This window comes from Brucella pseudogrignonensis (assembly GCF_002252525.1).
Taxonomy (GTDB): Bacteria; Pseudomonadota; Alphaproteobacteria; order Rhizobiales; family Rhizobiaceae; genus Brucella; species Brucella pseudogrignonensis.
On sequence record NZ_NNRM01000053.1, the window covers coordinates 126,308 to 141,427 of the forward strand.

Here is a 15,120-nt window from a genome sequence, read left to right on the forward strand (position 1 = left end):
CCGATGTTGTAGCCAAGACGCTGCAAGGAGTGCCGATTTGGCGCAACTTGCCTGCATGGGAGGCATAAGGTGGACGTATTTCTGGGTGTTGATGTCGGCACGGGCAGCGCGCGGGCAGGGCTGTTTACACGCGATGGAGAGTTGCTGGCGAGTGCCAAGCAAAATATCCGCATGTGGAAGCAGGGTTCGGATATTGTCGAGCAATCCTCGGAAGATATCTGGCAGGCCGTTTGCAGCTCAGTGGCAGCAGTATTAGAGCTGGCGAATGTCGCCCCGGAATCCGTCAAAGGCATCGGCTTTGATGCGACCTGTTCGCTGGTCATTCTCGACAAAAACGGCAATCCATTGCCTGCGAGCCCTGCCGGTGACGCGGAGCGAAACATCATCGTGTGGATGGATCATCGCGCCCGCGAACAAGCCGAACGTATCAATGCGACGGCCCATCCCGTTTTGCGATATGTCGGGGGGCGCATTTCACCAGAAATGGAAACGCCGAAGCTGCTTTGGTTGAAGGAAAACAACCCTGATACGTTCAACGCCGCCGGTCTCTTCTTCGACTTGCCTGATTATCTGACCTACCGTGCAACCGGAAGCCACTCACGCTCGCTCTGCACGGTGGTTTGCAAATGGACTTTTCTTGGACACGAAAAGCGATGGGATGAGGATTACTTCCGCACCATTGGCCTCGGTGTTCTGGCTGATGAAGGTTTTGCCCGTATTGGAACCGACATTGTCGATATCGCCACCCCGTTGGGGCAGGGGTTAACTGAGCAGGCCGCAAAAGAGCTGGGGCTTGTGCCCGGTACGGCGGTCGGTGCGTCGCTCATCGATGCACATGCCGGCGGCGTCGGCACAATCGCGGGAAGTGCGGATGAGAACAACGCCGTCGATATGCGGTCAAGGCTGGCACTGATTATCGGCACTTCTGCCTGCACGATGAGTGTTACCGAGAAACCTGCATTTGTGGATGGTGTCTGGGGGCCTTACTGGGGCGCCATGATGCCCGGCCTTTGGCTTAATGAAGGTGGGCAGTCGGCATTTGGTGCCGCGACTGATTATCTAGTCGGTATGCATCCCTATAAGGCTGAGGCTGAGAAGGAAGCGGCAGCCAAAGGCCTGTCACTTCTCGACTACCTTGAACAGCTGGCTATTGATGCGACAGGTGAGCTTTCAAAGACAGCGCTGCTGGCAAAGGGACTGCATGTTGTGCCGGAGTTTCTGGGCAACCGCGCGCCAGACGCCGATCCTGATGCGACCGGTACCATAACGGGCATCAAGCTCGATGCATCGCGGGAAAATCTGGTTTGTCTGTTCGTTGCAGGACTTTGTGGTCTGGCCTATGGCACGGCGGATATTCTTGATGCACTGACTGCCAAAGATATTCCAATCCGTACAATAATCGTGAGTGGGGGTGCTGCGCGCAGCCCGCTCATGCGTCGGATATTGGCTGATGCGACAGGGCTGGAAGTATCCCTGCCGTCTTCTGCCGAGCCGGTTCTGCTTGGCTCTGGCATCGCGGGCGCTAGCGCCTTTGAGAAAACGGATCTCGCTCAAATTGCTGCCAGCATGAGCGCAATCGCTGAAACGATTGCGCCGCAGAAAGGCTTGGTCAGCGAGTTCCATGCTGCGAAACGCGATATCTACAAAAATCTGAAGCGCAGCGAGCTTGCCGCGCGTCGGTTGATGCAGAGGTTTTAAAGCATTTCCAGCAAAAGTGCGAAGCGGCTTTGCGTCGGATATAGTGGTTCCAATTATCCTGTCTTAACTTTAGACGCAGTAAGCGGGTTTATTTACCCGCTTTGGGTGCCTTGAAAACGGGAAGCGGGTAAGTTTTGCCAAGAACAATGCCCGCTTTCTGCAACACGTCTTCCGGTGCAGCATAGGGTTTATGGATCCAACGATCCGGTAATGCGGCGATTTCTGGCACCCATTCGCGCACATATCCGCCGCCGGTATCGAATTTATCGCCTTGCAATACAGGATTGAACACGCGGAAATAGGGTGCCGCGTCCATGCCGCAACCTGCAACCCATTGCCAGCTCCCTGGATTGCTTGCGATATCTGCATCCACCAGCGTATCCCAGAACCATTTTTCGCCGTCGCGCCAATCGACCTGCATGTTTTTACTTAGGACTGACGCTACCAGCATCCGCACGCGGTTATGCATCCAGCCAGTAGCCCAGAGCTGGCGCATCCCGGCATCAATCATTGGAACGCCGGTATTACCCTTTTTCCAGGCTTCGAACGCTTGTGGATTGCTCTGCCACTGAACGTCAGCCAGCGTATCGCGCATATCATTTTCAGCGATGTCCGGACGATAATAGAGCTGGTGATAGTGAAAATCGCGCCAGATCAGTTCGGAGAGAAATTTTTCACCGCCGGTCTGTGTGTCCGGATGCTCATCCATCAGCGAAAGCGTAGCATACCATGCCTGTCTTGGGCTGATTTCACCAAAGCGCAGATGCGGCGAAAGTTTCGATGTGCCTTCGACATCCGGACGATCACGGTCGCCGGCATAATTGCGGATGGTCTCATCGAAGAAATGATATAACTGATCGATGGCAGCCGCTTCGCCTATCTCCCACAGGCCATTCATCTTTTTTGACCAGAAAGGCTGCTTGTAAGCTTCGCTTGCCGGTTTGTGCTTGAGGGTCGATGGTTCGGCTCTCCAGTCAGACGAGTGGAGCGGTCGGTTTACGCCCTGCTGACGCAGCGTTTTGGCATAAGGTGTAAAGACCTGATAAGGACCGCCGCTGCCGGTTTTGATCTCCCAGGGCTCAGCCAGAAGATTGCCTGCAAAAGACTCTACATTCAGCCCCTTGTCTTTCAACGTGGATTTGACGACTGCATCGACATCACGCTCCTGCGGCGCATAGCGCCGGTTCCAGAACACCGTATCGAAGCTGTTTTCTTCAATCAGGCTCTCGATGATATCGAGTGCATCGCCGCGTGCCACCAGCAGCTCGACATTACGGTCGTTGAGGCTTTTTTCGAGTGAATTGAGACTCTGTTCCAGCCACCAGAGCACGGCACCTCCGGGTGCGCGCAATTGCGGATTGGTTTCATGCACATAAAGCGCTGTGATCTTGCCACCCAGCTTAACGGCGGCTTGAAGGGCAGGATTGTCGGCAAGACGCAGATCGTTACGCAACCAGACAAGCGCATTCGCAGTCATTGAATGATCCTTATTTGACGGGCTTTAGGAGGTAATGTCCGACGCCCCAGATATCACCATTTTCGTGGCCGAACAGTCCGGCAGTCGCCAGAAAGAACAGCCGCCAGCGGCGTTCCCAAAGACTGGCATCCTGCCCATAGACCTGTTGCAGAATTGGCCTGATCTGATCAATCGAATTGTCGAAATTGTTCAGCCAATCCAAAGCTGTTTGCTGATAATGGCGTCCAGACCAGCGCCAATCCTGCTCGACGGTGAAAATATCGTCGAAGCGATGCGGCAAGTCGAAGGCAGGCATGATGCCGCCAGTGAAGAAATGATGTGCGATCCAGTCGGCAGGATTTTCATGGTTAAAGCGATAGGAACGATCGCGATGCGTGAAGACATGAATGAACAATCGTCCATCTGCATGAAGCCATCCGCGTACGCGTTCAAACAAGGATTGCCAGTTCGACATATGTTCAAACATTTCCACCGAAACCACACGATCAAAGCGCGGGTCGATGGAAAAATCGTTCATGTCGGCTGTAATAACGGTGAGGTTCTTAAGACCGCGCGTTGCTGCTTGTGCTTCGATATAGGCGCGCTGTGAGGCGGAGTTTGAAACGGAGACGATCCGCGCGTTGGGAAATTTTTCAGCGAGATAAAGCGACAATGAACCCCAGCCACAACCAAGCTCAAGAATGTCCATTCCATCGCCGATACCGGCATGGCGCACAGTTTCGCTGAGCGCATAGGTTTCCGCCTCCTCAAGCGTGGTGTTCTGATCCGGATAAAAGCAGCAGGAATATTTGCGTTGCGGACCCAGTGCCAATTCAAAAAACTGTGACGGCAGTTCGTAGTGCTGGCGGTTGGCATCATCCGTATGGGTAGCGACCGGGAAATCCTTCATGGTCTTCAGGAAATCCAGCTCGATCTGTTCAGATGTCCTAGCCAGTCGACGTTTGGTACGGGCGCAAAGATAATCGATACCCGCAAGCGTGATGGTATCGCTCAGAGGAACGCGCTCTGCAGCATTGATTGCATATGCCAGCATATTCATGTTGAGGCTCCTGATCTTGCGGGGCTTTTTCGGGGACCGGGGAAAAACGCATTGACCCGGCTTTGCATGGCACGGAATTTTTCACCGCGCGATTTCAGCATGTGTTCTTCAAGCGGCGGGATGCCGGAGACATGCACCAGCAGCCAGTACATCTGGAGCGGTGCGAGCAGTGACAGCCAGCTCCATGGCGATGCGGTGATCGCCATCAGCGGCCACGCACACCAGAACAGCCATTCAAAGAAATAGTTCGGATGTCGGGAATAGGCCCAAAGGCCGGTTTCGCAAATTTCGGTCTTGGCTTCTGGCGTTTTGCGAAACTGCGCGAGCTGCGCGTCTGACAGGGCTTCACCAATCAATGCTATGGCGATGATTACTACCCCGATTATATCCCATAAAGATGGAAAAGCGGGGCGGCTAACAGCAGCGAGATAGACCGCCAGAACCAGCATGAAGGCTGCGAGAGCCTGTATCTGCAAAAACCAGAAAAGGCGGGAAGAAGCATTTTCTCCCCATTCTTTTATCAGCTTTGCATAACGTGGGTCTTCACCATGGCCCATGCTTCGCTGCGCTATGTGTAAGCCAAGGCGAAGCGACCACGCCAGAATGAGGATCAGTATCGCGGAGCGCCGTTGCCATGTCACATCCGCAAGCATCACAGCTATGACTGAACCTAAACCTACAGAGAATGACCAGATGGCATCGATCCAGCCGCTTTTGCCGCTCTTTCTTTCAAGCGCCCACGCGAGAGCCATGATGGCAGACAGGCTGATGGCAACAATTAAAAGCAGACCGGGTTGCATGGTGGACCTTCAGCCGAGAGTTCGCTTTTTCTTCATCCAATACGTTCGGTCCGGCCGTTTGGTTTCGTAAGCAGCTCAAAAAAATGAAAAAAGTTTGGCCGCCAATTGAACCAAACCCCTTCTCAAAACGTAAAACGATGAAAATGCAGCAAACACGCGGCCCAAGCATGCGGTGAAGAGAGGGACTATGGATATCACGAACCACTCGGGCAGCTCTAAACGTCTCAGGGTCGCGATTATCGGCAGCGGGATTTCCGGATTGTCGGCTGCATGGCTGCTTTCGCAACGCCATGATGTGACTGTGTTCGAAGCATCGGATCGCATCGGCGGCCACAGCAATACTGTTGAGTTTGAGAGCAGCCTCGGTCCGGTCGCGGTCGATACCGGGTTCATCGTCTATAATGAAGTGACCTATCCAAATCTGACTGCATTGTTTCGCACACTTGAAGTTCCAACCGCGGCATCGAGCATGTCATTTGCCGTTTCAGTCGGAAATGGTGCTTATGAATATTCGGGCGGCACGGGCCTCGGACTCTTTGCCCAGCGCTCCAATCTGGTTAGCCCGCGCTTCTGGTCGATGATCCGTGATCTTTTGCGATTTTATCGCAATGCACCAAAAGACCTCGCCATTATGGGCGGAATTTCTCTGGATGATTATTTAGCACGTAATGGTTATGGCCGGGCTTTCCGGGAAGATCATCTCTATCCGATGGCGGCGGCGATCTGGTCCACTCCTGCGATGGAAGTGGGGCGATATCCGGCCGCAAGCTTCGTTCGCTTTTGCTGCAATCATGGTCTTCTGGCTCTTCGTGACAGGCCTATCTGGCGTACGGTATCCGGCGGCAGCCGGGAATATGTAAAGCGTATCACCAAACCCTATGCAGACCGGATCAGGCTTTCGACACCGATCAAATCCGTTCGACGCTCTGAAAACTCTGTCGAATTGATTGACGGAAGCGGTATTTGCCATGTCTTCGACGATGTCGTGATCGCCACTCATGCCGATCAGGCCTTGCGGATGCTGGCCGATCCGAGCGCGGATGAAAGCCGCATTCTCGGCGCGTTTCAATATTCACGTAATGAAGCGGTGTTGCACAGCGATATGTCGCTGATGCCCAAACGCAGGGCGGCGTGGTCGAGCTGGAATTACCTTACCAACGCAGCCAATGGCCCGGCGCAGCCATCCATCACTTACTGGATGAACCGCCTGCAACCGCTGGGCCAGGCGCCCGAGACTTTTGTGACACTCAATCCATGTCGTGCGCCGCGTGAGGAACTGGTGATCCGTCGCGAGATCTATGAGCATCCGATTTTCGACATGGCAACGGATCGTGCGCAGAAGGAAATCTGGTCATTGCAGGGACAGCGCCGGACATGGTTTTGCGGTGCGCATTTCGGCTCCGGCTTTCATGAGGATGGGCTTCAGGCAGGTCTTGCCGTGGCAGAAGATCTCGGCGGCCTGCGCCGCCCGTGGCAGGTCGAGCAGGAAAGCGCCCGTATCGTTCGCCAGCCTTTGCCGGTCAGGGAAAGGGCGTTGGCATGACCGAACGTTTCCAGTCGGCACTGTTCCCCGGGCATGTGACCCACGCGCGTTTGCGGCCCAAGGTTCACAAGCTGGCCTATAAAATCTACTCGCTCCTGCTTGATCTCGACGAGTTGGAAGCGCTTGACGGTAAATTGAAGCTGTTCTCTCTCGACCGTTTTAATCTGTTTTCTTTCTACAGAAAAGACAGAGGCGATGGATCGACTGTGTCGCTGCGCGAACAGGTCGAACGTGCCATGGATGCAGCCGGAGTAACGCCTGATGGCGGTGCGATCCGCCTGCTCACCATGCCGCGCATTGCAGGCTGGGCTTTCAATCCGCTGAGCGTTTTCTTCTGCTATAATCGTGGCGGCGAACTCGTGGCGATCCTTTGGGAAGTTGATAACACATTCCGCCAGCGCCACGGTTACATGATCCCCGTCGAGAACGCATCAAGCGGACGCATCGTGCAAAGCTGTGACAAGGCTTTTTACGTTTCGCCCTTCATGGATATGAAGCTGCTATATGAGTTTGAAGTCACCCCCCCCACAGACAGGCTCTCCATCCGCATCAACAGTTTTGACGATGAAGGCCTGCTTTTGACGGCTCGTCATCTGGCACGTCGGGTTGAACTGAGCGACGCCGCCCTGTTGAGTGCCTTCTTCGCAATTCCATTTCTCACCCTGAAAGTGGTGGGCGGTATTCACTGGGAAGCGCTGAAAATCTGGTTGAAGGGCATCGGTTTACGCAAACGACCCGCAGCGCCTGACACTCCCATCACATCTGTTCGTAACGAGACCGTCCAGCAGAGGAACAAGGCCGCATGAGCCAGCTCGACGAATATCATCCACTATCCGCATCAAGCCGGATCGAACGACCTGCTTTCAGCCCTTCAGCTATTGTGTTGAAACGGCTGTTGAAACAGGTCCAGCATGGTCGATTGGTGCTTTCGCTGCCCGGCGGTGAGGTTATTGCTGTCAATGGTCCATCACCCGGACCAGAAGCCAAGATCGCAATCGTTAAATGGAATAGCCTGCGCCGGTTGCTGACGGGTGGGGATATTGGCTTTGCGCAAGCCTATATCGAAGGCGAATGGACATCACCTGATCTAACCTCAGTCATCCGCTTTGCAGCGCGCAATCGCGATACGCTGCTCTCCACATTGCGTGGGTCGGGTTGGATGCGGGCGCTAAACCGTATCGGCCATCTGCTCAACGCCAATACACGGCGCGGCAGCCGCCGCAACATCGAAGCGCATTACGATCTAGGCAATGATTTCTATGCCCGGTGGCTCGATCCTTCGATGCTTTATTCATCTGCGATCTGGAATGAGACGACGCATAGCCTTGAGAATGCGCAGGAGCAGAAGTTGCAGTGCATTGCTGAAAAACTGGCGCTTGAGGGCGGCGAAAAGATACTTGAAATCGGTTGCGGCTGGGGCGCCTTGGCGCGCTATCTCGCAGAATATGGCGACGCGCATGTGACGGGAATAACCCTGTCTCCATCGCAGCTCGCCTGGGCGCAAACTGCGGTTAAAGAGGTTGGGAAAAGCGACGCCGTTGATCTTCGCCTGCAGGATTACCGTGATGTGCAAGGTCAGTTTGACCGCATCGTATCGATCGAAATGTTTGAGGCCGTTGGCGAAGCCTATTGGCCGGAATATTTCGCAACCCTGAAGCGATGTCTCAAGCCCGGCGGTCGAGCCGTCTTGCAGGTCATTTCGATAGAAGAAACGCGTTACGAAAACTATCGCCGCAAAGCCGATTTCATCCAGAAGTTCATCTTTCCGGGCGGCTTTCTTCCGTCAGACAAAGTGCTTGAGCGCGATCTTGTTAAGGCCGGTCTGGTGTTAACGGATACCGAGCATTTCGGTCATTCTTATGCGCTGACACTTGCCGAATGGCGTCAGCGCTTCATCGCCAATTGGCCGGAAATCGAAAAGCTTGGCTTTGATGATAAATTCCGTAGGCTTTGGGAATACTACCTTTGCTATTGCGAAGGTGGGTTTGAGGAAGGCGCGATCAATGTCGGCCTTTATACGATTGAACATGCTTAGGCTCCATACCCACTGACGGAGGAGGCGTCGATGAAATGGATACTGACGATCAGCATGATGACGGTGTTGTTTTCCTTCTCGGCGCATGCGGCTGAGATCAACGGCAACTGGGCGCGTGGGGATGGCAACGCGCGGGTAAGAATTGCCGGATGCGGCAAGGATATCTGCGCCACAAACACATGGATCAAGCCTGGAACACCCAAAGAGAAAACTGGCGACCGGCTGGTGATGAGTATCAACGAGACTGCAGACGGGCGATATTCAGGCACTGCTTTCGACCCGCAACGCAACCTGACCTACAAGATCAGCGTGAAAGTCGACGGCGATAGTATGACGACCAATGGCTGCGTTTTGGCTGGCCTCCTGTGTCGCAATGTGGGCTGGACCCGCATCAAATAAGAGAGTGAGCGATCGATGAAAGATTATCTCATCGCCTATATGGTGACGGCGGTTGCATTCTTGGCAATCGACTCCGTGTGGTTATCCAACATGGCGAATGTGTTTTACCGCCCTGTCATGGGCGACATGCTTGCGCCGAGTTTTCGTCTTGCACCGGCTATCGTTTTCTATGTGATCTTCGTGTTCGGACTGATTTTCTTCGCGGTGAGGCCCGGACTTGTTGCTGGCAGTGGCACAGTTACGCTTGTTCATGGAGCGCTTTTGGGGTTTGTCGCCTATGCGACTTATGATCTGACCAATCAGGCCACCTTGAAAAACTGGTCGTGGACCCTGACGATTGCAGACCTGATCTGGGGCACTGTTCTGTCTGCAGTGTCAGCCTATATTGGCTATTGGGTTACGTCGCGGATCAGCGGATAGACTGGAGTAATCATATGCAAAAATTGGGGCTTCTGGCCGTCTTCGCCTTCGTCATTATTGTTGTCGGAATGGCAATCGGCATCGGTTTCCCGCCGGGCGAATGGTATGCATCGCTTCAAAAGCCGTGGTTTACCCCGCCTAACGCCGCCTTTGGCCCCATTTGGACGATACTTTATATCTTCATTGCCATTGCAGGCTGGCGTACATGGATAAGTGACAGTGGGTGGCAGCGGCACGGATCATGGTTTGGTCAGATGATTTTAAACTTCATCTGGACGCCTATTTTCTTTGGCGCTCATATGACAGTGCTGGGACTTGTCGTAATCATCGGGGTCTGGCTTTGCGTGCTTCTGTTTATTCTTCGCGCATGGCGACCAGATCGTATCTCGGCGCTACTATTCGTGCCTTATCTCATATGGCTATCGCTGGCGACCGCACTGAACGCGGCAATTGTCGTTTTGAACTAACAAAAAAGGCGGCATATTTGCCGCCTTTTCTTTAGATGCCAATCAAGGGCTGAACCAGCCGCATAAGCCAGCTCTGGAATTTGAGCGGAGCGTCAGTCACCGCCAGACAGATGCAATCCCCATCGGGTGAGGCAATCGGCTGATGCACAAGATCACCATCCGCTTCCTCAATGTCGCCACGAGCGAAAAGCCCGGTTTCGTCATGGAAACTACCGCTTAGCACCAATGTCAGTTCGCGACCGCCGTGCCCATGCTCGGGCACTGGCTTCCCCGCTGGAATTTTCAACAAGCGAACCTGTGTTTCGCTATCGCGCGTTTCGATGGGCACCTGATAAGCGCCTCGACCGAGCGATTTCCATTTCAAATCCGGTAAGTCGCCACCGACATAGGATCGCAGCGGTTCCGGTATCACGGCAGGCATTTTTATCTCGGCGCGTGGTGCCGAATGCACTGTTGACTGCGGTGCCTTCTGGAGCCTGTCTTTAAAACTATCCCATGTGGAAGCTTCAAGTTTCGTTGGCTCAACCGTTTCAAGAAGTTGACCACCTATGCACTCGAAATGGTTCAAGCGAGAGCGACACTGAGGGCAGAGTGCAAGATGAGTGGCTACAGCGATGCTCCAGCCTTCTGCCAGTGTGCCAGCGGCATAGCTTGAAAGGAGTTCATCGCTCAGATGATGCTTGATATCCATCAGTGCGCTCCCGAATTATCGAGCGCTGCGCGCAATTTGCTGAATGCAAGTCGAAGCCGGGATTTGACGGTGCCAAGCGGAAGGTTAAGCTTCTTTGCGATGGCGCTATGCGTGCTTTCCTCGAAATAAGCCAGTTCAAGCAGGGTGCATTGTTCCTTCGGTAAGTCAGCCATTGCGGCGCGTAACTGGCTGGCAGATTGCCGCTCGGCAATCCTCAAATCGGCTGGCTGCTCCTCATCGGGTACGAAGGCCGGATCGGTTGGGTCAAATTCCGGGCGTCGGGCGCGCCGCACTGCATCAATGCGCTGGTTGCGTGCGATGGTGAAAATCCAGGTCGACAAGGCTCCTTTGGAAAAATCAAACTGATCCGCCTTGTTCCAGACCGTAATCATGGTCTCTTGCATTAATTCTTCCGCTGTTTGCGTATCGGCAGACAGTTTGGCCATATAGGCCTTCACCCGGGGTGCGAAATGCTTAAAAATCGCCTCGAATGCGTCCACGTCGCGTCGGGAACTGACCGCCAGCATCAATTCCTCCAATGAGGGCTGATTTTCAGAAGCAGTCCGTTCATTCATCCGTATTGAATCCCGTACGCTCAGATGTGGCGAAGCCAGAAGCAGCAAATTGCGCTCTACTTTCTTGTGCCATGTCTGTGAGCCAAAGGAAACGTTTGTATTCATGAAGCCTCATACGAAGGCTAGATGAAACTGGATCACAGGCCGGGGTAAAAGGCTTCAGTTTTTTGCATTCAACGATTTCGCTTTGACCGTCGGTGCCTGATCTGCGTATTGACCGAGATCCCGCAATAAGACAGTTGCCTTTTCGTAATTGACGGCCTTGGAGAAGGCATAGCCCTGGCCGAGCTGGCATCCCATCTGCTGCAGCTTTTCAGCAAGGGCCATAGTCTCGACCCCCTCGGCAACGAGTTTGATCTTCAGGTCTCCGGCAATTTGTACGATACCTTTGACGATTGCGACACTTGGGTCGCCCGGTGCCAACCTGCATACGAACGACTTGTCGATTTTGATAATATCGACGGGGACCGTGAGGAGATGCGCAAGGGCAGCGAACCCCGTTCCAAAGTCATCAAGAGCAATGCGGACGCCGAGCATTCGGAGGTTTCGAATGCCAGAAGCCACCACGTCATCGCGTTGACCGATATAGGCGTTTTCCGTCACTTCGATAATCAGATGTCGCAGTGGTACGTCATATTTGGCGAAAGTTTTAGACACAAAAGCCGCAAGATCGCCGACATAAAAGTCGGCAGCTGTCACGTTCACGCCAATATGTTGCACAGGCAGACCGAGATCGAGCCAGCGCCTAATGTCCTGAGCAACGATGGTGAGCATATACTGCGTGATTTCGGATGCGATATGCACATCCGAAAAGGATTCCTGAAATACCGACGCTGGTAGAATATCGCCCGACGTTGTGGTCATGCGGCTTAGAGCCTCAAAACCTATGACTTCCCTGGTGTCGAGCCGCATTACGGGCTGATAATGCGCAGTGATACGCTTTTGATCGAGTGCTTCGCGCACTTCTCGGATCGAATTGCGTCGATGGACAATGCGCGTATCAACGTTCGGTTGATAGCGTATAAAGCTGCCGCGCGCATTTTCCTTGGCGTGGTAAAGCGCAAAGTCTGCATTGCGGCGCACGATCTGCGGCTGTGTATCTTGTGCGGCTAGAACAGCGCCGCCAATAGTCACACGTGGCAGGATTGTCTGACCGTCAAATTCGACATGCGAGGAAAGTGATTTAAAGATCAACTCCGCCGTGTGGTCGAGATCGTAAAGTGCGCTGTGGCTTTGGATGATGACGGTAAATTCATCGCCGCCCGTCCGGAAAGTTATGTCCGGTGCCATTGCTACCGAAATGCTGGTTGCGATAGTGTGGATCAGAAAATCTCCGACCTCATGGCCGAATGTATCGTTGGTAACTTTGAGATTGTCGATATCGATGACGAACAAGGCCCAGCTGCCAGCCAGTTCGCAGCGCAATTGTGAAAGCGCGTCATCAAATGCGGCACGATTGGGAAGTCCTGTTTGTTCGTCAACTGTCGCTCTGCGCTCATAGTTGAGAATGCGCATTTCACGCGCCATCGCAAGATTGCAGAGCGTTGCACCCGTATTGATCACTTGCTGCTCTTGTGCCGACGGGGTGTGCTTTTTGCTGAAATAGACAGCCAACGCGCCGACGACCTCACCAGTCTCGTTCCGTATAGGTACAGAACTACAGGCCAGCAAACCAAAGGGCAGCACGCATTTCTTGTAGGTTGCCCACTTCGGATCATTTTCTATATCGGCAACGCTTACAGCGGCGTTGTGATAGATCGCGCTTCCGCAGGAGCCGACTTCCGGGCCGACCACTGTTCCGTCCAGTATTTTGCCATAGCTTTCAGGGATGCCCGGTGCTGCAAGCAGGTGCATCATGCCTGCACTATCGACAGAGCAGACCATCACGCTTGCGTCAGCGATCAGCTCCTCCATCTCAAGACAGAGTTGCACAAGTGTCTGCTCCAGAGGCTTGCCTCTTGCAATCAGCTCAAGAACAATGTTCTGGAATTTAAGCACGGGTTCCCCATAGTTTTTTTGCGTGCAATCTTTTAGTGCAAACGCATACAGCCTTTTTTACAGGTCTGTCTTTAGAGAACGTCTATTATAGTTACTTGTATGTATTATAGAAGTGCGCAGAATTTATCGAAATCTTGGTTGCTTTTTTATGTACGCTGATTTCATCAGCTCGGAAACTGTCGATAGCATTCTTCAGCTATCTGCCGTAGCTGGTCTCGGGATATCTCGCCACTTACCGCGTAGCCAAGCTCGCCATCGATCCAGTAGAAGGTTTCAACGCCGTCACTTGAGGCGAAGCGGAAGCTTGTGTCCCGGTTTTCAGGGTTCCGACCAACTATGACTGAAAGACGCTTTCCAGCTGCATCTTCATACATGAAAAAGGCGCCGGGTTTGCTGTCGACTGGCAACAGACGACCACCAACCAACTGAAAGCCAAACGTGCTTAGGTCGGGGATTTTAAGGTCAGGTATATTAAGCCGCTTTCCAAGCCATGTCGCCAGATGAGCTTCTTCTTCTGAGAAGACTTCAACCGGGTGGCGTACTTCGCTTGCATAGACCAGATAGGCCGCCTGTGCCTGCTGAGGTAATGCTTCGATACTGGCTATCTGCTGAGGCTGGTCATAAATGCGGGAACCGGCAAAGCCGCCGAGGCCGCCAATCACCAGTGCGGCGAGAATGGACGCCGCAACAGCCCAGCGATAGCGCCGTTCATGTTGTCTGGTTCTCGCACGGATCAGGTTCGCATCGCTATTCTTCTCAAGCGCATAGCCGGAGAAGAGCTGTCTGATGCCTTCATTCTGCTTGCGCCATTCGTCGACGATTGCTGCCTGTTCGGGGTCGTTTTCGAGGATCGCTGCGATACGCGCGCTTTCTTCACTGGAAAGGTGACCGTCCACAAAGCCATGCAGTTCCGCTTCTGTAATCGGAGAATTGCGTTTTGTCATGGGTTTCTCCGAAGCATTACGACATTTGAGCCGTTCATGTGGTCTGCGAGCCGTTGCCGCGCGCGTGAGAGGCGCGACATTACAGTCCCTATGGGAATATCAAGCATGGTTGCTGCTTCGCCATAACTATATCCTTCAACGACGATCAGCATCAGGACCGAGCGATTGTCTTCCGGCAGACTGTTGATGGCTTCTTCAAGCTGTTGCAACTGAAAAGGATCGCTTTCCGTTGAAGGAGAGCTGATGTTTTCAGCAGCATCCAGCGTTTCGTGCCGGGTGCGTGCTTTGCTTTTATAGCTGTTGCGATAAAGATTGGTCATCATCGTGAGTATCCACCCACGCAGATTGAGGCCACGCCACTGGCCGCGGCGGGACAGCGCTTTGGTCACGCAATCCTGCAAAAGATCCTCGCCTTCGGCATCGGACTTTGCAAGACTGCGCGAATAGCGCCGCATGATCGGCAGGAGGGCCAGAAGCTGGCCCTCGAAACTGTCGGGAGCAGGACGGCTCACATCGACCTCATGGCTTTGCGACGTGCCAGACTCCATTAACGCCGTCTCCAGTCACGTCGCCGGCTTTTTTGTCCTTCATCCAGTAATAAAGCGGCATTCCGTCTTTTGCCCATTGCTCGCTGCCATCCTTGCGCTTTACCAGTGTATAGGCGCCAGAAGCCTTGTCACCCTTTGCTGCCATAAAAGGCGGCCAGTTCGTGGCACAAGTATCATAGCAATTGGACATGCCTTTGCTATCCTTGTCAAAAGTGTAGAGCGTCATATCTTTGGCACCAGCCAACGCCTGACCTTTGGATGTTTCCATCGTTTTGACCATGGGCGCTGCGAGCACTGAAGTTGCCGATACTGCTGCAATAGCCAAAACAGACATAAACGTTGCGGTTCTCATGGTTTGCCTCACACGGGTTCCAATCGCGACATGCGATATGACGTAAGACAATCGCGACACCCATTTTATTCCCGCATTTCGGAAAAAATATTCATTTGACTGGGTAATGTTTTCGTTAGCTGACACAACATTAG

At 53.5% G+C, this 15,120-nt stretch carries 16 protein-coding genes; 7 read left to right on the forward strand and 9 right to left on the reverse strand.

The features are described 5' to 3' along the window. The first annotated feature begins 69 nt into the window (after positions 1 to 69). Positions 70 to 1,698, forward strand: coding sequence for an FGGY-family carbohydrate kinase (locus CEV34_RS25880; protein ID WP_007878399.1), 1,629 nt, complete (start codon positions 70 to 72; stop codon positions 1,696 to 1,698). Between the two features lie 88 nt (positions 1,699 to 1,786). Here the strand turns inward: CEV34_RS25880 and CEV34_RS25885 are convergent, their stop codons facing one another. The 3 genes from CEV34_RS25885 to CEV34_RS25895 are packed head-to-tail and all read right to left on the reverse strand — an operon-like array spanning position 1,787 to position 5,014. Beyond that, positions 1,787 to 3,175 carry a cryptochrome/photolyase family protein gene (locus CEV34_RS25885; RefSeq protein ID WP_007878401.1) on the reverse strand — a complete coding sequence of 463 codons (1,389 nt, stop codon included), beginning with the start codon at positions 3,173 to 3,175 and terminating at the stop codon, positions 1,787 to 1,789. Between the two features lie 10 nt (positions 3,176 to 3,185). Further along, entirely contained in the window at positions 3,186 to 4,214 is a 1,029-nt protein-coding gene (locus CEV34_RS25890; protein ID WP_007878402.1) for an SAM-dependent methyltransferase, read from the reverse strand. Beyond that, a complete protein-coding gene (locus CEV34_RS25895) occupies positions 4,211 to 5,014 on the reverse strand; it encodes a DUF1295 domain-containing protein (protein ID WP_007878403.1) in 804 nt (267 codons plus the stop codon). Before CEV34_RS25895 ends, CEV34_RS25890 begins: the two co-directional genes overlap by 4 nt. A gap of 187 nt (positions 5,015 to 5,201) precedes the next feature. Here CEV34_RS25895 and CEV34_RS25900 point away from each other — a divergent pair, with 187 nt between their 5' ends. Genes CEV34_RS25900 through CEV34_RS25925 form a run of 6 tightly spaced genes read left to right on the forward strand, consistent with a single transcriptional unit; the run spans position 5,202 to position 9,878 of the window. Beyond that, the gene (locus CEV34_RS25900; protein ID WP_007878405.1) at positions 5,202 to 6,557 is read left to right on the forward strand and encodes an NAD(P)/FAD-dependent oxidoreductase; all 1,356 of its coding nucleotides are present in this window, start codon (positions 5,202 to 5,204) and stop codon (positions 6,555 to 6,557) included. After that, positions 6,554 to 7,363 carry a DUF1365 domain-containing protein gene (locus CEV34_RS25905; protein WP_094544757.1) on the forward strand — a complete coding sequence of 270 codons (810 nt, stop codon included), beginning with the start codon at positions 6,554 to 6,556 and terminating at the stop codon, positions 7,361 to 7,363. Before CEV34_RS25900 ends, CEV34_RS25905 begins: the two co-directional genes overlap by 4 nt. After that, positions 7,360 to 8,592, forward strand: coding sequence for an SAM-dependent methyltransferase (locus tag CEV34_RS25910; RefSeq protein WP_007878407.1), 1,233 nt, complete (start codon positions 7,360 to 7,362; stop codon positions 8,590 to 8,592). The genes CEV34_RS25905 and CEV34_RS25910 overlap by 4 nt, the downstream gene beginning before the upstream one ends. A 30-nt stretch (positions 8,593 to 8,622) precedes the next feature. Continuing rightward, the gene (locus CEV34_RS25915) at positions 8,623 to 8,991 is read left to right on the forward strand and encodes a DUF2147 domain-containing protein (RefSeq protein WP_007878408.1); all 369 of its coding nucleotides are present in this window, start codon (positions 8,623 to 8,625) and stop codon (positions 8,989 to 8,991) included. 15 nt (positions 8,992 to 9,006) lie between these two features. Continuing rightward, complete coding sequence (locus CEV34_RS25920; RefSeq protein ID WP_007878409.1) at positions 9,007 to 9,411, forward strand: DUF2177 family protein; 405 nt, start codon at positions 9,007 to 9,009, stop codon at positions 9,409 to 9,411. A 14-nt stretch (positions 9,412 to 9,425) separates the two neighbouring features. After that, positions 9,426 to 9,878, forward strand: a complete 453-nt coding sequence (locus CEV34_RS25925) for a TspO/MBR family protein (protein WP_094544758.1) — start codon at positions 9,426 to 9,428, stop codon at positions 9,876 to 9,878. Between the two features lie 31 nt (positions 9,879 to 9,909). On the opposite strand, the gene CEV34_RS25930 is transcribed toward CEV34_RS25925, so the two are convergent. The 6 genes from CEV34_RS25930 to CEV34_RS25955 form a co-directional block, all read right to left on the reverse strand. Beyond that, the gene (locus CEV34_RS25930; protein WP_007878412.1) at positions 9,910 to 10,569 is read right to left on the reverse strand and encodes a ChrR family anti-sigma-E factor; all 660 of its coding nucleotides are present in this window, start codon (positions 10,567 to 10,569) and stop codon (positions 9,910 to 9,912) included. Then, positions 10,569 to 11,144, reverse strand: a complete 576-nt coding sequence (locus tag CEV34_RS25935) for a sigma-70 family RNA polymerase sigma factor (protein ID WP_171379810.1) — start codon at positions 11,142 to 11,144, stop codon at positions 10,569 to 10,571. The genes CEV34_RS25930 and CEV34_RS25935 overlap by 1 nt, the downstream gene beginning before the upstream one ends. Positions 11,145 to 11,303: 159 nt before the next feature. Then, entirely contained in the window at positions 11,304 to 13,142 is a 1,839-nt protein-coding gene (locus CEV34_RS25940; RefSeq protein WP_007878416.1) for a sensor domain-containing phosphodiesterase, read from the reverse strand. A 164-nt stretch (positions 13,143 to 13,306) separates the two neighbouring features. Continuing rightward, a complete protein-coding gene (locus CEV34_RS25945; RefSeq protein WP_007878417.1) occupies positions 13,307 to 14,086 on the reverse strand; it encodes an anti-sigma factor family protein in 780 nt (259 codons plus the stop codon). Further along, a complete protein-coding gene (locus CEV34_RS25950; protein ID WP_007878418.1) occupies positions 14,083 to 14,634 on the reverse strand; it encodes an RNA polymerase sigma factor in 552 nt (183 codons plus the stop codon). The genes CEV34_RS25945 and CEV34_RS25950 overlap by 4 nt, the downstream gene beginning before the upstream one ends. Beyond that, positions 14,606 to 14,986 (reverse strand): COG4315 family predicted lipoprotein, encoded by a 381-nt coding sequence (locus CEV34_RS25955; RefSeq protein WP_039860580.1) that lies wholly within the window; start codon positions 14,984 to 14,986, stop codon positions 14,606 to 14,608. The genes CEV34_RS25950 and CEV34_RS25955 overlap by 29 nt, the downstream gene beginning before the upstream one ends. Positions 14,987 to 15,120: the final 134 nt, after the last annotated feature.